General features: G+C 60.1%; 17 protein-coding genes, 1 tRNA gene and 1 pseudogene. 14 read left to right on the forward strand and 5 right to left on the reverse strand.

From position 1 onward, the window contains the following. Positions 1 to 108: 108 nt before the first annotated feature. The 3 genes from KUW00_RS17395 to KUW00_RS17405 all read left to right on the forward strand — a co-directional run bounded on the left by KUW00_RS17395 (position 109) and on the right by KUW00_RS17405 (position 2,714). Complete coding sequence (locus KUW00_RS17395) at positions 109 to 1,491, forward strand: P-loop NTPase fold protein (protein ID WP_409996302.1); 1,383 nt, start codon at positions 109 to 111, stop codon at positions 1,489 to 1,491. A gap of 82 nt (positions 1,492 to 1,573) precedes the next feature. Further along, positions 1,574 to 2,032: a DUF6998 domain-containing protein gene (locus KUW00_RS17400; protein WP_222569691.1), complete on the forward strand. Its 459-nt coding sequence runs from the start codon at positions 1,574 to 1,576 to the stop codon at positions 2,030 to 2,032. Positions 2,033 to 2,102: 70 nt separating this feature from the next. Next, on the forward strand, positions 2,103 to 2,714 hold the full coding sequence (locus KUW00_RS17405) for a hypothetical protein (protein WP_222569692.1): 612 nt from the start codon (positions 2,103 to 2,105) through the stop codon (positions 2,712 to 2,714). Between the two features lie 31 nt (positions 2,715 to 2,745). Here KUW00_RS17405 and KUW00_RS22690 read toward each other — a convergent pair whose 3' ends face one another. The 3 genes and pseudogenes from KUW00_RS22690 to KUW00_RS17420 form a co-directional block, all read right to left on the reverse strand. Continuing rightward, the gene (locus KUW00_RS22690; RefSeq protein ID WP_222569693.1) at positions 2,746 to 2,952 is read right to left on the reverse strand and encodes a CcdB family protein; all 207 of its coding nucleotides are present in this window, start codon (positions 2,950 to 2,952) and stop codon (positions 2,746 to 2,748) included. 113 nt (positions 2,953 to 3,065) lie between these two features. Continuing rightward, positions 3,066 to 3,364, reverse strand: a pseudogene (locus KUW00_RS22695) (type II toxin-antitoxin system CcdA family antitoxin). 370 nt (positions 3,365 to 3,734) lie between these two features. After that, positions 3,735 to 5,810 carry a carboxy terminal-processing peptidase gene (locus KUW00_RS17420; protein ID WP_222569694.1) on the reverse strand — a complete coding sequence of 692 codons (2,076 nt, stop codon included), beginning with the start codon at positions 5,808 to 5,810 and terminating at the stop codon, positions 3,735 to 3,737. A gap of 173 nt (positions 5,811 to 5,983) precedes the next feature. On the opposite strand from KUW00_RS17420, the gene KUW00_RS17425 reads away from it, so the two are divergent. Beyond that, positions 5,984 to 7,315, forward strand: a complete 1,332-nt coding sequence (locus KUW00_RS17425) for a M18 family aminopeptidase (RefSeq protein ID WP_222569695.1) — start codon at positions 5,984 to 5,986, stop codon at positions 7,313 to 7,315. Positions 7,316 to 7,481: 166 nt separating this feature from the next. Here KUW00_RS17425 and KUW00_RS17430 read toward each other — a convergent pair. Next, positions 7,482 to 7,558: transfer RNA gene (locus KUW00_RS17430), tRNA-Met, on the reverse strand. A gap of 431 nt (positions 7,559 to 7,989) precedes the next feature. On the opposite strand from KUW00_RS17430, the gene KUW00_RS17435 reads away from it, so the two are divergent. The 3 genes from KUW00_RS17435 to cybH are packed head-to-tail and all read left to right on the forward strand — an operon-like array spanning position 7,990 to position 11,692. Next, positions 7,990 to 9,084: a hydrogenase small subunit gene (locus KUW00_RS17435; protein WP_045994042.1), complete on the forward strand. Its 1,095-nt coding sequence runs from the start codon at positions 7,990 to 7,992 to the stop codon at positions 9,082 to 9,084. Next, a complete protein-coding gene (locus KUW00_RS17440; RefSeq protein ID WP_108448923.1) occupies positions 9,084 to 10,898 on the forward strand; it encodes a nickel-dependent hydrogenase large subunit in 1,815 nt (604 codons plus the stop codon). The genes KUW00_RS17435 and KUW00_RS17440 overlap by 1 nt, the downstream gene beginning before the upstream one ends. 17 nt (positions 10,899 to 10,915) lie before the next feature. Beyond that, positions 10,916 to 11,692 carry a Ni/Fe-hydrogenase, b-type cytochrome subunit gene (cybH, locus tag KUW00_RS17445; RefSeq protein ID WP_222569696.1) on the forward strand — a complete coding sequence of 259 codons (777 nt, stop codon included), beginning with the start codon at positions 10,916 to 10,918 and terminating at the stop codon, positions 11,690 to 11,692. Positions 11,693 to 12,172: 480 nt separating this feature from the next. Here the strand turns inward: cybH and KUW00_RS17450 are convergent, their stop codons facing one another. Beyond that, positions 12,173 to 12,469, reverse strand: coding sequence for a hypothetical protein (locus KUW00_RS17450; RefSeq protein ID WP_222569697.1), 297 nt, complete (start codon positions 12,467 to 12,469; stop codon positions 12,173 to 12,175). Here KUW00_RS17450 and KUW00_RS17455 point away from each other — a divergent pair. From KUW00_RS17455 to hypA, 7 genes are all read left to right on the forward strand, one after another. Continuing rightward, a complete protein-coding gene (locus KUW00_RS17455; protein WP_222569698.1) occupies positions 12,468 to 13,214 on the forward strand; it encodes a HyaD/HybD family hydrogenase maturation endopeptidase in 747 nt (248 codons plus the stop codon). The genes KUW00_RS17450 and KUW00_RS17455 overlap by 2 nt on opposite strands. A gap of 7 nt (positions 13,215 to 13,221) precedes the next feature. Next, positions 13,222 to 13,551, forward strand: a complete 330-nt coding sequence (locus KUW00_RS17460; protein ID WP_124803845.1) for a HypC/HybG/HupF family hydrogenase formation chaperone — start codon at positions 13,222 to 13,224, stop codon at positions 13,549 to 13,551. Between the two features lie 82 nt (positions 13,552 to 13,633). Beyond that, positions 13,634 to 14,044: a hypothetical protein gene (locus KUW00_RS17465; protein WP_222569699.1), complete on the forward strand. Its 411-nt coding sequence runs from the start codon at positions 13,634 to 13,636 to the stop codon at positions 14,042 to 14,044. Further along, positions 14,041 to 14,913 (forward strand): hydrogenase expression/formation protein, encoded by an 873-nt coding sequence (locus tag KUW00_RS17470; protein ID WP_222569700.1) that lies wholly within the window; start codon positions 14,041 to 14,043, stop codon positions 14,911 to 14,913. Before KUW00_RS17465 ends, KUW00_RS17470 begins: the two co-directional genes overlap by 4 nt. Next, on the forward strand, positions 14,910 to 15,899 hold the full coding sequence (locus KUW00_RS17475; protein WP_222569701.1) for a [NiFe]-hydrogenase assembly chaperone HybE: 990 nt from the start codon (positions 14,910 to 14,912) through the stop codon (positions 15,897 to 15,899). Before KUW00_RS17470 ends, KUW00_RS17475 begins: the two co-directional genes overlap by 4 nt. After that, entirely contained in the window at positions 15,896 to 16,981 is a 1,086-nt protein-coding gene (locus tag KUW00_RS17480) for a hypothetical protein (protein WP_222569702.1), read from the forward strand. The genes KUW00_RS17475 and KUW00_RS17480 overlap by 4 nt, the downstream gene beginning before the upstream one ends. Next, on the forward strand, positions 16,969 to 17,310 hold the full coding sequence (gene hypA / locus KUW00_RS17485) for a hydrogenase maturation nickel metallochaperone HypA (protein WP_222569703.1): 342 nt from the start codon (positions 16,969 to 16,971) through the stop codon (positions 17,308 to 17,310). The genes KUW00_RS17480 and hypA overlap by 13 nt, the downstream gene beginning before the upstream one ends. Positions 17,311 to 17,357: the final 47 nt, after the last annotated feature.

The following is a 17,357-nucleotide window of genomic DNA, read 5'->3' on the forward strand; positions in this document are numbered from 1 at the left end:
AGGCCTAGAGAGACGTTGAACGCCAAGACGCCTCTGGAGGTATACGCGGAGGTTCTCCAGAAGTCAGTGCCCGGATCTCCGGCACTCCAATAGTGTTGCGCTTGTAGGTTGAGACCGCCCCCTTTTCAAAATGACTGTTTATCTCGTAGTGGAGATGTTGAAAACCTATCCCTATTGCTAAGGAACTTTACTTCACCCATTGTGATGTCAGTAAATGCTCCGTGGGGCGAAGGAAAAACGACCTTTCTTGAGATGTTGCATGCTGATTTAAAGCTAAAAGGCTGTAAATCCGTATTCTTTAGTGCTTGGGAAACAGATTTTGCTCATGATCCATTGCTGGCTTTTCTGGGTGAAATAAACCAAGAAATTGGTAATTTAATACAGAGCGACTCGGAAAAGAGCGAGGCGTGGGAGAAGGCGAAGAATGCTGGAATTCATATACTTAAAAAAGGCATGCCTGCTCTTGTAAAGTTAGGCACTGCTGGCATTATTGATGCTGAAAAAATGTTACAGGACGAGGCGTCTAGATTGACGGAGTCTTTATCGAAAGACCTTATTGATGAATACTCAAGAAGTAAAGATGCTATTGGAAATTTCAAAGAAAATATCAAGAAAGTTATTAACGCCGAAGAAAATTCGCCCGAAAATCTCTATATTTTTGTCGATGAACTAGATCGTTGCAGACCAACATATGCGATAGAGTTTTTAGAGCGTGTCAAACACTTGCTTGATATTGAAGGCTTGGTCTTTATTCTGGCCATGGATAAAGAGCAGTTGTCGCACAGCGTCAAAGCAATATATGGTAGTGATTTTGAATCTATAGGATACTTAAAAAGATTTATTGATATTGAATATTCTCTTCCGGCCTCTCAGTTAGATGATTTCATAGATGAAATTTACAAAACATTAGGCTTTGATAGATTTTTTGAAGCAAGAAAGAAGTATCAGGCTTTTCAGTATGATTATAGTCACTTGAAGAAGGTATTTAAGTTCATTGCGAAAGCCAAAAAATACTCCCTTCGTGATGTTGAGCAGCTTATCGCTCGGATAAACTTGGTTATTCACTCAACAAACGAAAATACATACATTTACCCAGCACTCCTTGCCTTTCTTGTTTCGACGAAGAATTCGAATAAAGATCTCTATTTAAACTATATTGATCCAAAATCGACACCGGACAAAATGATCGAATATTTATACTCTTTAACTCCTCAACAGGAAAGACTCGAATCTTTTGAGTGTGCGCTAATTGAAGGGTTTTTATTGGCAGCTAAAGACAGCGATTATGAAAGCAACCTTGGTAACTCTTTAGAAATTCATAAAGAAAATATAAAAAACGATGAATGCAGCAAAGAACAGCGTATCTATTCAGAAAAAGTCGTTCATATAGCTCAGCGTCCTGTAGAATTCGGCCAAAGTGTGGTTTTGAAAAACCTAGTTTCTAGAATTGAACTTTCAGAGAAGTTCAAGTTTGGAGACAATCAGAGCTAACAAAACGCTGTTGACGGACATTTTTTCCACCGTTTCGCGGCTACAAAATTTCCGCAAAGCTTTGCGTTTGTATGGAGATTCAATGTCAAACAAACACGATATTACCAGAGCTCTTGAATTAATATTTTCTGGGATTTCTCACTTAAAGGGCTCCTTTCCAAGTCGTCAATTCACCATTGATGGGCGATTGGTGGGCGATATTGGTGAAGTAATAGCCGCGATGGCTTATGGAATCGATCTCGATGTGGTTTCTCAGCATACACACGATGGAACGGCTCTAAGTGGTGGGCGCGTTCAGATTAAGGCGACTTTTCAAGAAGCTCTCACGTTCAAAACTATTCCCGAATACTATCTTGGCATTAAGATCAGTTCGAATGGTGATTTCGAAGAAATTTTTAATGGACCAGGGCAGTATATTTTTGAGCATTATGCGCATCGCACGGGAATCGGTGAAAAGCTACTCCGATTCCCAAATGCACAACTTAAAAAATTGTCCGCACGAGTTCCGGATGACCAGCGAATTCCCAGGCTGGACGACTAACAAGCCGCGGAAGGCGGATGCGTGCAACGTGCCGCTTCGTATTGGCGTTATGCATCTCCTAGGGTAGGTCATGAGCACATTTGAATATTACGCATCATTGAGGGCTGATATACTGGAAGTTATCACTGGCGTAGAAGATTCAGGGTTCGATCTTTACTGGGATGATACTACTCCAAACTATGTAACCAAGGGGAAGTTGAGCGAAATATACAAGAAGTATCTTGCTGAGGCCGAGAAATTTGGCTTATATGTTGTAACACGACATTGCGACTGTCCAAATTCTAGCCACTCTGGTTACTCTATGTCAAACATCTACGGGTTGGAAGTCACATATGGAGACGAGCATTATGTCTGGAGTGGCGGTCAAATGTACCAGGGACCCAGAAGTTGTGTCTGTCCATGCTCGACAATAAACAAGCAAAGCCAGCACCACGTAATTGATGACGTCATTTATGATAAGTGTGCCGACCAAGAGCTATGTAAGAATATTGAAGGTATATTGTTTGACGTGATAGGGGCGATAGATTGTGCTGGGGATAATAAGCCACGATCTGCTATTAGAGAAATTTTACTGCGTTCAGTTATAAGACTAAATGACCAGTTGCTTCCTGAACCAATGGATGTTTTCATCGAGAGTGGCTTAAATAAAATTCATGATAAAACATTGCAGCGGACAAGCTGATAAATGCGGCGTTAGATAGCTATATCCAGCGCTAGAACCCGACTATTGCGAAGTCGAGTGCGGCGACTATTTCATCTCGCATGTGCTCTAGAGTGCCGATGGGCGTTTTTAAAACGCTAGCAGGCAATGATGCGATTTGTGGGAAAAGGATCAACAGTTCTTCGCTGTCGGGCGTCACTGTTGGAGTAAGGCGGGTCAGTTTTTCTCCTTCGAGGAAAGATGCTCGTCCAAGGGGCACTTACAATTCGGGTGGCTAACGCCGAGAGGGTATCGCTCTGTATGTGTAGAAGGTTAGGAGTACATCCTTATTCGTCGACGCGCTGGGGTTAGCGTACACGTCGAACTGGGGCATTAGAATGTCCTGTACTCTTCGGAGAAGCACTCATGCTCAGAGATAGCATCGTTGTAAGCTTTGATAGCGTTGCTGTTTTCCCTCTGCCATTGTTCGGCTTCGCTCTCGGCGAGCTTGCTTCCAGTGCTTTCTCTAGCGTGGCCGAGAGGTTGACCTTCATACTCCTGGCCCTTTTCAGCAAGTCGCTGTTTATGCTGAGATTTGTGGCTCGTTTGGGAGCGTCCTGATCGTATAGTGTTTGCATCATCGTCGCTCTGATTTTCGATTTTATTTCCACTTTGCGTAGCCGTATGCGCATTGGCAACAATGTTGATAGCTGCTGATGACAAACAAGGCGGGACGAAGGTGAGAACCCTACTCTGGTGTGTTGCGGTGCTGTTGCTCGTGTTGATGCTGCTGAGCGGTGCAGGGTTCTTGCATGGCTCGCTGGAGCTATTTCCGACCGAAGAGCAGCAGCGTCAGGTGCGATGGGGCTACGGGGCGGCGTTTGTGGGCTTCGCCACGCTCGAACTCCTGGTCGCGATAGGGCTTTGGAGGGAGAGAAGAGTGAGAAGGGCTGCTCGCCGTTAGGCTGGCGATGGTTGGTTTCAGACCACGTCCATAAAAAAGCCGGGGCTTGATGCCCCGGCTTTTTCGTTCTGCTTGCAGCGATACGTTTCTTTTGCCGCTTAGCCTTTTACCGCATATTGCCAGCTCGGGCCGAGTTCGGCGAAGTCGAGCAGGATTTCCGCTGACTCCTCGACCTCGGCGCGGTCGACGGGCTGTTCCTCTTCGGTCTCTTCGTCGGCGAGGTCTGCGTCGTCGCCGCTTTCGCGGGCGTCGCCCCATTCCTCGAGGATGTCGAGGCCGAGGGCTTCGCGGCGCTCGTTTTCCAGTGCCAGCATTTCGGCGTCCTGGGCGTCGGCTTCACGCTGACGCTGCTCGCGGTTCAGGCTGACGCTGGTGTGCTGCTCGCGCAGACGGCTCGCCAGCTCTGCCCGTTGTTCCAGGTAGTGGAAGTTGGGGTGCTCGTCGGCACGTTGCTGGTGGCGGGCGCGCAGGTCCTTCAGGTACTGGCGCGGGGTGCCGTAGCTGCGGTACTGGACGTCGCGCACGGTGTCCCAGGGCAGGGCGTTGTCCAGCGCGCTCTCGCCGATGATCTCGGGGTCGAGCAGGCTCGGGTACATGATGTCCGGCTTCACGCCGCGGTTCTGGGTGCTCTCGCCAGAGATACGATAGAACTTGGCGCGGGTCAGCTTGATCTGGCCGTAGCTCAGGTCGTTGAGGGTCTGCACCGTGCCCTTCCCGAAGGTGTTGGAGCCGACGATCAGGCCGCGACCGTAGTCCTGGATGGCACCGGCGAAGATCTCCGAGGCCGAGGCGGACAGGCGGTTGACCAGCACCACCAGCGGGCCGTCATACAGGGTGCCGCTGTCGGTGTCGCCGTACAGGCTGATACGGCCACGGGCGTCACGTACCTGCACGGTGGGGCCACGGTCGATGAACAGGCCGATCATCGAGTTGGCTTCCTGCAGCGCGCCGCCGCCGTTGTTGCGCAGGTCCAGCACGATGCCCTCGACGCCTTCGGCCTTGAGCTTCTCGACCTCGGCGGCGACATCACGGGTGGTGGAGCGGTAGTTTTCCTCGCCGGCCTGCCAGGCGTCGAAGTCGACGTAGAAGGCGGGTACCTCGATCACGCCGACCTTGTGCACGCCGTCTTCGCGCTGGATCTCGATGACCTCACTGCTGGCCGCCTGATCCTCGAGCTTGACGGTGTCACGGGTAATGTCGACCACGGTGGAGCGGGTCATGTCCACGGCCTCGCCGGGCACCACCTCGAGGCGCACCTCGGAGCCCTTGGGCCCACGAATCAGTTCGACCACGTCGTCCAAGCGCATGCCGACCACGTTGACGATGTCTTCGCCTTCCTGGCCGACGCCGATGATGCGGTCGGCGGGCTTGAGCGCGCCGTCCTTCTCGGCCGGGCCACCGGGCACCAGGCTCGCGACCTTGACGTACTCGCCGTCGGCCTGGAGCAGGGCACCGATGCCTTCGAGCGAGAGGCGCATCTGGATGTCGAAGGACTCGCCCTGGCGCGGCGACAGGTATTCGGTGTGGGGGTCCACGGTACCGGTGGCAGCGGCCATGATCAGCCCGAACACGTCCTCGGCGTTGGTCTGCTCGAGGCGATGCTTCTGGGTCTCGTAGCGCTCGCGCAGGGTGTCGATGACCTCGTCGTCTTCCTGGCCGCTGATCGACAGCGTCAGGGCGGCGTTGGCCAGGCGCTTGCGCCACAAGTCGTCGAGGCTCGCCTGGGAGGCGGCCCAGGCGGCGTCCTCGCGGTCGAGTTCGAGGCGGCCTTCGCCGTTGAAGCTCATGTCGAGGTGGTCGATCTCGTCGAGCATCCACTCAAGACGCGCCTCGGCACGATCGTGGTAGCGCTCGTAGAGGTCGTAGGCCCGCTCCAGGGAGCCTTCGAGCATTGCCTCGTCCATGCCGGTACGCAGATCAGCGAACTCATCCACGTCGTCCTGCACGAAGTAGGCACGCTGGCCGTCCAGCACGTCCAGATAACGCTGGAAGGCGCGGTTGGACCATTGGTCGTCCAGCCTCACGTCCGCGTAGTGGCCGTAGCGTAGTGATTCGGCCACCTCCATGGCCGCCTGACGCTGGTCGTCGCCGGGCGTGGGAGTAGCCAGCGCCGTAGGGGCCGCGATCAGCAGGGACAGCGCCAGGGCGCGACCCGCAGACTCAATCAGGCTCATCAATGAAGCACTCCAGGATTCGTGTACACTCGTCGGTCTGACACCGACTCGGTCGGCGGGTCCCTTGGACCGGATTCGCATTGTAGCAGCTTGATGTCAATCCTTGACCCTTGCCGTTGTGCGACATTTAGGGTCAATCCTTGAACCACACTATCATGCAACAGAGGACGCCCATGTCACAGGAGTGCTTGCCAAAGGATGATGCCGGATGCGCCATAAGGCTCAGTCGGCTGCTTGAGTTTCTTCACCGTTCCCCCAGCCCTTGGCACGCCACCGCGAACATGGCTCAGCGGCTCGAGGACGCCGGCTACCGTCGTCTGTTGGAGACCGATAGCTGGGATTTGGTTCCCGGTGACCGCTTCTACGTGACCCGCAACGATTCTTCGATTATCGCTGTCAACCTGCCGAAGGGCCAGCCGGTCACCAGTCTGCGCATGGTCGGCGCCCATACCGACAGCCCCAATCTCAGGCTGAAGACCCACGCCGGACAGACCTCGGCGGGCTGGCTGCAGCTTGGTGTGCAGGTCTACGGCGGGGCACTGCTCGCGCCCTGGTTCGACCGTGACCTGGGCCTGGCCGGGCGTCTACATGTCCGTCACGCCGATGGGCGGGTCGAGGGCGTGCTGCTCAACGTTGCCGAGGCCATCGCCATCATCCCGAGCCTGGCCATCCACCTGGATCGGGAAGCCAACGACGGCAAGGCGATGAATGCCCAGACCCAGATGGCGCCGGTGGTGCTGCAGGGCGGCAAGGACGACGATCTCGATCGCCTGCTGCTGGCCTGGCTGGAGCAGGAGCACGGTCTGACCGGGGTGAAGGTGCTGGACTTCGAGCTGGGCTTCTATGACCTGCAGCCGCCGTCGCTGGTGGGCGTGGGCAAGGAATTGATTGCCAGCGCGCGTCTGGACAACCTGCTGTCGTGCTTTATTGGCCTGGAAGCGATGCTCGACGCCGACGGCGAACAGGGCATGGTGCTGGTCGCCAATGACCACGAAGAGGTGGGTAGCGCCAGCGCCTGTGGCGCCCAGGGCCCGTTCCTCGCCGACGTGCTCAAGCGCGTAAATGGCCAGGTCGGCGAGGGCACTGAGGAAGGCTATATCCGCTTGATCCAGTCCTCGCGGATGATCTCCTGCGACAACGCTCACGCGCTGCACCCGAACTTCAAGGACAAGCACGACGCCCAGCACGGCCCGAGCCTCAACGCTGGCCCGGTGATCAAGACCAACGCCAACCAGCGCTACGCCACCAACAGCGCCACGGCGGCGATGTTCCGTGACCTGTGCGAGAAGGTAGAGGTGCCGGTGCAGACCTTTATTACCCGGGCGGACATGGGCTGCGGCAGCACCATCGGCCCCATCACCGCAACCGAGCTTGGCGTGCCGACGCTGGACGTAGGGGTGCCCCAGTGGGCGATGCACTCGATCCGCGAGACCGCCGGCAGCCAGGACGTGGAACACCTGACCCGCGCACTGACGGCCTTCTTCAACAGCGCCGAACTGGTGTAGGTCGAGCGCTCGCAGCACGCTTGCTGAAAGACTGAAACGACGACGACAGAGCGCCTGGCGGGCAACCGCCAGGCGCTCTGTCGTTGTTGCGTCGGTGTTGAATCGTTGCATTGGAAGGCACAACAAAAAGGCCCGTCGATCGATGATCGACGGGCCTTTCGGTATCTGGTGGCTACGCCCTGACTCGAACAGGGGACCCCATCATTATGAGTGATGTGCTCTAACCAACTGAGCTACGTAGCCTCTGGATGGCGCCGTATTATACGGATTGCCGGCTTGTTGTCAAGCACTTGGGTTACGGCAATGGCCCTGGTGATGGCTCTGATAGTGGCCCGGGGCGGGCAGGGCGACGCCAGCGCAGCGCGCTGGAAAGCCGGCTACCACCTGTGTGCCGTGTAGCGCGAGTTCTGTGCTGGCGTGACGGAGGCCGCTGGAAAGGGCGCTACCGCCATGTGGTCGTCAAGTGCGCCAAGTGGTTGAAAAGACGTACTCCCCGCAATCTGGCACGGGCCTTGCCCTGTAGTTGAGGGAAACAACAACAGGCGATCTGGATGGCCTGGCGCGCAAGCCTCGAGTCGGCTTCTGGCCTTGGCCATAGCGAGGGCAGGCCGCCTCCAGATCAGGGGATCACGCCGGTGGCGAGATCCAGGACCACGACAGGGGAGTCGTTGCCGATGGAGCCCATCGAAACCTTCTACGACGTGATGCGGCGACAGGGGGTCACGCGTCGCTCATTTCTGAAGTTCTGTTCATTGACGGCGGCGGCGCTGGGGCTCGGGCCTGCCTACACCGCCAAAATCGCCCACGCCATGGAGACCAAGCCGCGCACGCCGGTGATCTGGGTGCACGGGCTCGAGTGCACCTGTTGTTCGGAGTCATTCATCCGTTCGGCCCATCCGCTGGTCAAGGACGTGGTGCTGTCGATGATCTCGCTGGACTACGACGACACCCTGATGGCGGCGGCGGGGCATCAGGCCGAGGCCGCCCTGGCCGACACCATCGAGCGCTACAAGGGAAACTACATCCTGGCGGTGGAGGGCAACCCGCCGCTCAATGAGGACGGCATGTTCTGCATCGTCGGTGGGCGGCCCTTCGTCGACCAGCTGCGCGAGACCGCCGAGCACGCCAAGGCGGTGATCTCCTGGGGCTCCTGTGCAAGCCACGGCTGTGTCCAGGCGGCGCGCCCCAACCCCACCCGGGCGACTCCGGTGCACAAGGTCATCACCGACAAGCCGATCATCAAGGTACCGGGCTGTCCGCCGATCGCCGAGGTCATGACCGGGGTCATCACCTATATGCTGACCTTCGACCGGCTGCCGGAGCTCGACCGCACCGGGCGGCCCAAGATGTTCTATTCCCAGCGCATCCACGACAAGTGCTACCGCCGGCCGCACTTCGACGCCGGTCAGTTCGTCGAGTCCTTCGATGACGAGGGCGCCCGTCGCGGCTACTGCCTGTACAAGGTGGGCTGCAAGGGCCCGACCACCTACAACGCCTGTTCGACCATCCGCTGGAACGAGGGCGTGAGCTTCCCGATCCAGGCCGGCCACGGCTGTATCGGCTGCTCCGAAGACGGCTTCTGGGACAAGGGCTCCTGGTACGCCCGGCTGCAGGACGTGCACCAGTTCGGCATCGAGGCCAACGCCGACCAGATCGGCGGCGCCGTGGCCACCGGGGTGGGCGGTGCGGTGGCGGTCCACGCCGCCGTCAGCGCCTTGAAACGGGCGCAGGTCAAGCGCCAGTCGTCAGCCAACAGGGAGGAAGCCTGATGACGCAGATCAACACCCCTAACGGGTTCAATCTGGACAGAAGCGGACGGCGTATCGTCGTTGACCCGGTGACCCGCATCGAGGGTCATATGCGCTGCGAGGTCAACGTGGATGACAACAACATCATCCGCAACGCGGTGTCCACCGGCACCATGTGGCGCGGGCTCGAGGTCATCCTCAAGGGCCGTGACCCGCGCGACGCCTGGGCCTTTGTCGAGCGTATCTGCGGCGTCTGCACCGGCTGTCATGCGCTGGCGTCGGTACGCGCGGTGGAGGACGCTCTCGACATCCGCATCCCGCGCAACGCCCACCTGATCCGCGAGATGATGGCCAAGGTGCTGCAGTGGCATGACCACGTGGTGCACTTCTACCACCTGCACGCGCTGGACTGGGTCAACCCGGTCAACGCGCTGCGGGCCGACCCGCGGGCGACCTCGCAACTGCAGCAGTTGACCGGCCCCAACCATCCGCTGTCGTCGCCGGGCTATTTCCGCGACGTCCAGAATCGCCTGAAGACCTTTATCGAGTCGGGGCAGCTTGGGCTTTTCAAGAACGGCTACTGGGACAACCCCGCCTATCGGCTGTCGCCGGAGGCGGACCTGATGGCGACCGCTCACTATCTCGAGGCGCTGGACCTGCAGAAGGAAATCGTCAAGGTCCATACCGTGTTCGGCGGCAAGAACCCCCACCCCAACTACATGGTCGGAGGGGTGCCCTGTGCCATCAATATCGACGGCGACCTGGCGGCCGGGGCGCCACTCAACATGGAGCGGCTCAACTTCGTGCGTGCGCGTATGGAGGAAGCCTTCGCCTTCTCCAGGAACGTCTACATCCCCGACGTCATCGCCATCGCCAGCTTCTACAAGGGCTGGTTGTACGGCGGGGGACTGTCCGCCACCAACGTGATGGACTACGGCGACTACTCCAAGGTCAACTACGACAAGTCCACCGACCAGCTCAAGGGGGGCGCCATCCTCGGCGGCAACTGGAACGAGATCCACGAGGTGGACCCCACCGACCCCGAACAGATCCAGGAGTTTGTGGCCCATTCCTGGTACCGCTACGCCGACGAGTCACGTGGCCTGCACCCCTGGGACGGCGAGACCGAGCACCACTACGAACTGGGCGAGGGCACCGTCGGCACCCGCACCCGGATCGAGGAGATCGACGAGGCGGCCAAGTACTCCTGGATCAAGTCGCCACGCTGGCGTGGCCACGCCATGGAGGTGGGACCGCTGTCGCGCTACATCCTCAATTACGCCCAGGGCAATGACTTCGTGATCGACCAGGTGGACTCGTCGCTGGCCGCCCTCAATCAGCTCGCCGGCACCCGCCTGACGCCGAAGCAGGCGCTGCCGACCACCATCGGCCGTACCCTGGCCCGCGCCCTGGAAGCCCACTACTGCGCGTCCATGATGCTCGATGACTGGCATGAGCTGATCGCCAATATCCGCGCCGGCGACCTGGCCACCGCCAATATCGAGAAGTGGGACCCGGCGTCCTGGCCCCAGGAGGCTCGCGGCGTCGGCATGGTCGCCGCACCCCGGGGCATGAACGGCCACTGGATCCGCATCAAGGATGGCAAGATCGAAAACTACCAGTGCATCGTGCCGACCACCTGGAACGGTAGCCCGCGGGATCCGGAGGGCAACATCGGCGCCTTCGAGGCGTCACTGCTGAATACTCCCATGGAGCGGCCGGACGAGCCGGTGGAGATCCTGCGCACGCTGCATTCCTTCGATCCGTGCCTGGCCTGTTCCACCCACGTGATGAGCGAAGACGGTGAAGAGCTGTCTCGCGTCACCGTCAGATAGCCGGGGGAGGGTGTCCCATGTCCCATGACTCGAAAGCGTCTTCATCTGCGCACGCCAGCCAGGCCGACCCCCAGGCAGGCAAGCTCGGCCCCGGGGAGGAACGGGTGCTGCCTTCCTCGGTCAAGCAGACCTCGGTCTACGTCTACGAGGCGCCGTTGCGGCTGTGGCACTGGACCAACGCGGCGGCCATCCTGGTGCTGATCGTCACCGGCTACTTTATCGGCAAGCCGCTGCCGACGGTGTCAGGTGAGGCCAGCGATCACTTCGTGATGGGCTATATCCGCTTTGCCCACTTCACCGCAGGCTACATCCTGGCGATCGGTTTTCTGTTTCGCTTCTACTGGTCGCTGGTCGGCAATCACCACGCCAAGCAGCTGTTTCGCTTGCCGTTGCACCGTCGTGACTGGTGGCGTGAGGTGTGGTTCGAGCTTCGCTGGTACCTGTTTCTGGAGAAGCGCCCGCGCAAGTACGTGGGCCACAATCCCCTGGCACAGTTGGCGATGTTCATCTTCATCACCCTCGGCACCCTGTTCATGATCGTGACCGGAATGGCGCTCTACGCCGAAGGTGCCCTGCGCGGCAGTTGGCAGGACACGCTGTTCGGCTGGGTCATCCCGCTGGTGGGCCAGAGCCTGGACGTGCATACCCTGCATCGTCTCGGCATGTGGGTGATGATCACCTTCATCATCATCCATGTGTACGTGGCGATACGCGAGGACATCATGTCCCGCCAGAGCATCGTCTCGACCATGATCTCAGGGGAGCGCACCTTCAAGGACGACGACCCTTTGTAGTGAGTTGTCGTTGCTCGCCGTGACTTGTCATAGCTCGCAGTTGCTCGTTAGCCCTGTCGTTGAAGGGCGTAAGCGCTGACCGTTGGCGCCGGAGGCTTCACCGAGAATATCAGGTGAGGTCTCCGGCGCTTTTTGTTGGCTTTCAGGGAGGGGGCGAAGCGCGTGCATAGGCCGGTGGGAGAGGTGTCTTGGTCGAGCATTAATCAGGTAATCACAAGTCATATTTAGAAACGTTATTGCCCGGGGTTTTATGAGGAATATTCTTTTTTAGTCGGCGGTTATTGGACTTTTGTAGGGTTATATGCCATGTGGCTGTGCCGAAACGATGGGCATGTTTTTTATTGAAAGGTGGCGGCGCTATTCTGCGGAAATGGTCGAGGTTTTTTCAGGTCATCGTAGATATGTGCATGTAAGTGGCTGCTGTAGTGTAAAAAATCGCTTTCGCATATGCCATGTTTGGCGCAGATGAAAGCGTTTTCGTCAGTTTTTGGCGTCCTTTTTTTCAGCGTCTTGTTTTTCGATGCCTTGTTTGTCGTTGCCCTGTTTTTCGGCGTCTTTTTTTCGGTGAGCAAGGCGCTTCGTCGCTAGCCTTTGGCTTTGATGCTGCATCTTGATGTTTTTATGGCGAATGCATCCAGGAATCAGACAAAGAGCGAGCCGCTGAAAGAGGCGAAGAAAGAACAAGGAAAGAACAAGGAAAGAACGAAGAACGAGATGCAGGATAAAGCCAACTAAAGTAGCGCAGGCAGATATTCGGCGCAGCGAAGGAGCCGGCATGAAGACGGATGATCACGAGGCGACGCCATCGATTCTGGTGCTGGGTATCGGCAATGTGCTGTGGGCCGACGAGGGCTTCGGGGTCCGCGCGGTGGAGGCACTTCACCAGCGCTATACATTTGCCGAGGCGGTGACCGTGATGGACGGCGGCACCCAGGGACTCTACCTGCTGCCCTACGTGCAGTCCTGCGAGTGCCTGCTGGTCATCGATGCCATCGACTACGGCTTGGCCCCGGGCAGTGTGCATGTGGTGCGCGATGACGCGGTGCCGAGCTTCATGGGCGCCAAGAAGATGTCGCTGCACCAGACCGGCTTTCAGGAGGTGCTGGCGGCGGCGCAGCTGCTCGGCTGGCAGCCACAGCGGGTGATGCTGGTCGGTGTTCAGCCCTCGGTGCTGGACGATTATGGCGGCTCGCTGCGACCGGAGATCGCCGCGCGAATCGACGAGGTGATCCGCCTGGTGGTCGATGAGCTGGCGTCCTGGGGCGCCAGGCCCCAACTTCGCTCCGAACACGGGCCCGGACACAGCCCCGATCACCAGATTCCTGCCACCGAACTGGCGCCTTCGGCGCTCGCCCTTCACCACTACGAAAATCTGCGTCCTTCACCACGTGATGCCTGCCGTGTGGGTGATCCGCGCTTTCTGGCGAGGGACCTTGGCCATCCTGGCGGTGCGCACGTTGACCCGTCTCGCGAGGCGGGAAGCGAGCGGGATGGTGTTACCGAAAGCCCTGTAAAGGAGTAGCCGCGATATGTGCATTGGCATTCCCATGCGGGTGCTTGAGGCCAGCGGGACGCTCGCCATCTGTGTCAGCGACGGGGCAGAGGATCGACAAGAGGTCGATATTTCCCTGGTCGAGGCGGTGAGCCCCGGCGATTGGCTGCTGGTATTTCTGGGAGCGGCGCGCCGGGTGCTGGAGGCCGATGAGGCGCTGCGCATCAGCGATGCGTTAAGGGCCATGGCCATGGCGGCCGAGGGAGGGACGGTCGAGGCGGGACTGTTTGCAGACCTGGAGCAGGGCGAACCCCGCCTGCCGCCGCATCTGGAGGCAGCGCGCAAGGCGGGTGCCTCCACCGGCTGAGTACGCCACGGGTGACAACGCAAGCGGGTGATCGACAACACAAGCGAGTGAGCGACTAGTGAGCGACAAGGGAGTCACGCCAATGACGGGGCCATTGCACCGGCTGATCAATGAACTGGACTATCCCTGCCTCGCCGGGGAGGAACTGGCGGCCTTCGTGACGGGGCCAGGCGCCCGGGTGCTGTTTCTCAGTGGCGATCCGGCCACCAACCTCGAGACCAACGATGTGGCCGCCATTCTACCGGAGCTGGTCAAGGCCTTCCCGGGGCGCTTCAAGCCCGCGGTGGTGGATCGCGCGGAAGAAGACGCCACCCGCGAACGCTTTCAGGTGTGGCCGGTGCCTTCACTGCTGTTTTTCCAGGACGGGCGGATGACCGGTGTGATCTCGAAGGTGCGCGACTGGGACGACTACCTGAGCGAGATCCACGCCATTCTGCAAGGGACGTCTGCCAGCGCCAATATCATCGCTCGCGACGGGAGTGTTCGAACATGACCCAGGGATTCATGCCGTCATCGCCGGGTATCGGGCCTGGCAGCCAGCCCGAGGAGGCCGTGCTCGATTACCTGCCGATGCCATCGGGAATGAGCACCTTTCAGCCGAGCTTTCCCGAGGTGGAGGACCCCGAGCGCATCCGGCCGGCGCTGGATGCTCTCAGCGCTCTGGCCGACAGGGCCGCCCAGTGGACGCCGGAGGGCGGCAATCTGGTGGTCGAGCTGCCGTCGCTCGATGCCGAGAATCGCAAGGCGCTGGCCGATGCACTCGGCGAGGGTGAGGTCGCGATCAAGGTGGGTGGCACTGGTACCGGTGCTGGCGCCGTCGAGATTCAGGAGTCGGTCTTCGCCGGTCTGTGGCGGGTGACGTCCCGTGATGTGGATCACGCCTCGGGCAGTGTGCGGGAACATATCGAGATCGGCGTGGTGCCCCTGGCGGTGGGACAATGCCGCCAGCAGCGCATCTTCTGCCCGCCGGAGGCCGGCCAGGGTGTGGTCAACGGGCCCTTTATCGTCTCGGAGCTGATCGAGCGCTGCGAGGAGCGTGTCCCGGGTGGCGAGCTCTGTTCCAACAATGAGCCTTATGCCATCAACCTGTCGCTGTTGCCCCATACCCCGGAGGATCTGGCCTATCTGGACGAGGCGCTGGGTCGGGGCGAGGTCACCATCCTGTCGCGGGGCTACGGCAACTGTCGTATCGACAGCACCGCCCTCGATCACGTCTGGCGGGTGCGCTACTTCAATTCCCAGGACTCGCTGATTCTGGACGTCATCGAAGTCTCCGATGTGCCCGAGGTGGCCTGCGCGGCGGCTGAAGACATCGCCGATTCGGTGATTCGACTCAAGCAGGTAGTGGAGGCGATGGCGTGACGGCACGATTCGAAGGTTCGTTTCTCGGAGACCTGGCGCGCCTGGACGACGCCGCCCGGCTCGAGTGCAAGATCTGCTGGTACTGCTATGACCCTGCCGTCGGCGACGCCGTTCGTCAGGTCGAGCCGGGGACGCCGTTCTCGGCGCTGCCCCAGGACTGGCGCTGCCCCCAGTGCGACGGTGAGCGCAACCAGTTTATGGTGCTGGATGGTCGGCAGGGCGTCGGGGGGGCGGCCGCCGCGCCCGCCGCGCCCGCCACACCTGCCACACCCGCCGCGGCTGCGACGGCGGATATGGGCGCCGTCAAGCGACTGGTCGAGACCTTTCGCGAGATCCAGACCACCGGCATGAAGGATTCCCCCTTCAACAATCTGTCGCTGCACGTCGAGGCGGTGGGATTTATCCCCTGGGAGGGCGGGCTGCTGGGCATCCTTGTCGCGCCCTGGCTGATGAATCTGGTGGTGATCCCAGGTCCCGATGACGACGCCCAGCGCCTGCGTCCCGGTGACAAGCGGGTCTACTCCTTTGCCTCCGGCGACTACGAATTCATCTTCAATACCCGGGTGCCGGTGGGCGCCTTCCTGGCCTGTTCGCTGTTTTCCGACATGAGCGAGTTTGCAAGCCAGGCCTACGCCACCGAGGTGGCTCGCGCCGCCATGGAGGCGCTGTTTGATCCCGCCAACCGCGCCGAGACGGATCGCCACGCCGATATCGCCGCGCTGAGCGTGGCCGGGGAGGAGGGTATCGCCGGGGCAGATGCTGACGCTGACGCTGAAAGCACCGCGGCGCCTTCGGCCGACCCCGAACCCATAGGCGGCGATGGCGAAGCTGGCGTAAGCCAGTGGTCTCCCCCGGCGCCTGGGCTCGAGTCTCGGCGAGACTTCCTGACCGGGCGCACGTCGAGCACCACTGCCGGCACCAAAGCCGCCCCCAGCAGTGGAGCGCCCTTGGATTCTGCGTCAGGGGATGAGGACGAGTCGTCATGATGCCGACGCTGATCATCAGTCACGGCCACAACCCCGGGGGCGAGCCGGGGTTTCGCGTGAGTCAGCGGGGGAGTATGCCGACCCAGTGGCTGATCGATCGAAATCGTCACGAGGCGATGACCATGGTGGGGTGTCTCTACAACCTGTGCGCCGCCGCCCAGAGCGCCGCGGCGGCCAAGGCCATGGACCTGCCGCTTGCCCCTGACTGCCACCGTCATATCCAGCTCGAGACCCTGCGCGAGCATGGCCTGGTCATGCTGCGGGACTGGCCGGGGGTGCTGGGCATGGCGATGGACGCCGACTCCCTGAAGGGGCTGGCGGGGCTTTCGCTGTCCACTCTGGAGGTGCTGGAGGCGCGGGTGTTCGCCGGGCCGGCCGAGCGCGCACTGGAGGATATCGAGGCGTGGCTCGAGCGAGCGCCGAGTCGGCCCGCCGAGGTGCTGCGCCAGGTCGCCGACTGGCCGCGGGAGTTCGGGCGAATCGCTGTGGCGGACGACCCCACCTTTGTGGGGCGCGTGGGCGGGCATGCGTCGCTAGGCGGCGTCATCGCGCAAGGTGGTTGGAGTCTGTATGCGCGGATGCTGGCGCGGGTGGTGGAGGTGGCGCAGTTGATACTTGCGCTGCGCGCCGGCGCTGGCAACTGCACCGCTGGGGAAAGCAGCGATGCCGGCAAGCCACGCTGCGGGCGCGCCGCCGATGGCAGTGGCTGGGCCGAGGCCGCCCGGGGACGCCTGGTGCATCGGGTGGCGTGCCGGGACGACCGGGTCGTCGACTACCACATCATCACCCCGACCGACGCCATGCTCGATGGTGCTGTCGGCCCCGATGGCGAGCGGCAACAGGGCTTTCTTTCCCGCTTGCTGGAATCCGCCCACGGCCAGGGCGAGTGCCATGGCTACAGTCATGGCCTCAGTGATGGCGACAACCGGGCCCGGCAGCGGGTGGCGATGGCGCTGAGCTGTGCTGATCCCTGTCTGCCGGTGGTGTGGCAGGAGTCGAGTGAAGCGCTGTGCCAGGCGCCTTCGCAGGCGCCGTGCCGGAAGGCAGGGCCGCCAGGGGGGAGGTCATCATGCACGAATTGAGCCTGTGTCAGAGCATCGTCGAACTGATCGAGGAGCAGGCCAGCGTCCAGGCGTTCGAGAAGGTGACCCGGGTGTGTCTCGAGATCGGGGCCTTGTCCTGCGTCGAGCCCGAGGCCCTGGCGTTCGGTTTCGATCTGTCCACCCGTGGCTCCGTCGCCGAAGGGGCGACGCTGGATATCGTCAACATACCGGCCACGGCCTGGTGTTTCGGTTGCAATCGCACGGTGGATATTACCCAGCGTGGCGATGATTGCCCCCTGTGTTCCAGCGCCCGTCTTCACGTGACCGGCGGAGAGGAACTTCGCGTCAAGGAACTGGAGGTTGTCTGATGTGTACCGTCTGCGGATGCGCCGAAAGCGGTGACCAGCGTCACGCC

Source organism: Halomonas sp. DP5N14-9 (assembly GCF_019802175.1).
Lineage (GTDB): Bacteria > Pseudomonadota > Gammaproteobacteria > Pseudomonadales > Halomonadaceae > Halomonas > Halomonas litopenaei.

Coding starts and splice junctions, on each gene's coding strand:
- KUW00_RS17450 (WP_222569697.1), bottom strand. CDS start 12,469: ATGCCGGCTCCTTCGCTGCGCCGAATATCTGCCTGCGCTACTTTAGTT.
- KUW00_RS17440 (WP_108448923.1), top strand. CDS start 9,084: ATGACGCAGATCAACACCCCTAACGGGTTCAATCTGGACAGAAGCGGA.
- KUW00_RS17480 (WP_222569702.1), top strand. CDS start 15,896: ATGATGCCGACGCTGATCATCAGTCACGGCCACAACCCCGGGGGCGAG.
- hypA (WP_222569703.1), top strand. CDS start 16,969: ATGCACGAATTGAGCCTGTGTCAGAGCATCGTCGAACTGATCGAGGAG.
- KUW00_RS17425 (WP_222569695.1), top strand. CDS start 5,984: ATGTCACAGGAGTGCTTGCCAAAGGATGATGCCGGATGCGCCATAAGG.
- cybH (WP_222569696.1), top strand. CDS start 10,916: ATGTCCCATGACTCGAAAGCGTCTTCATCTGCGCACGCCAGCCAGGCC.
- KUW00_RS17420 (WP_222569694.1), bottom strand. CDS start 5,810: ATGAGCCTGATTGAGTCTGCGGGTCGCGCCCTGGCGCTGTCCCTGCTG.
- KUW00_RS17455 (WP_222569698.1), top strand. CDS start 12,468: ATGAAGACGGATGATCACGAGGCGACGCCATCGATTCTGGTGCTGGGT.
- KUW00_RS17400 (WP_222569691.1), top strand. CDS start 1,574: ATGTCAAACAAACACGATATTACCAGAGCTCTTGAATTAATATTTTCT.
- KUW00_RS17465 (WP_222569699.1), top strand. CDS start 13,634: ATGACGGGGCCATTGCACCGGCTGATCAATGAACTGGACTATCCCTGC.
- KUW00_RS17435 (WP_045994042.1), top strand. CDS start 7,990: ATGGAGCCCATCGAAACCTTCTACGACGTGATGCGGCGACAGGGGGTC.
- KUW00_RS17460 (WP_124803845.1), top strand. CDS start 13,222: ATGTGCATTGGCATTCCCATGCGGGTGCTTGAGGCCAGCGGGACGCTC.
- KUW00_RS17470 (WP_222569700.1), top strand. CDS start 14,041: ATGACCCAGGGATTCATGCCGTCATCGCCGGGTATCGGGCCTGGCAGC.
- KUW00_RS17405 (WP_222569692.1), top strand. CDS start 2,103: ATGAGCACATTTGAATATTACGCATCATTGAGGGCTGATATACTGGAA.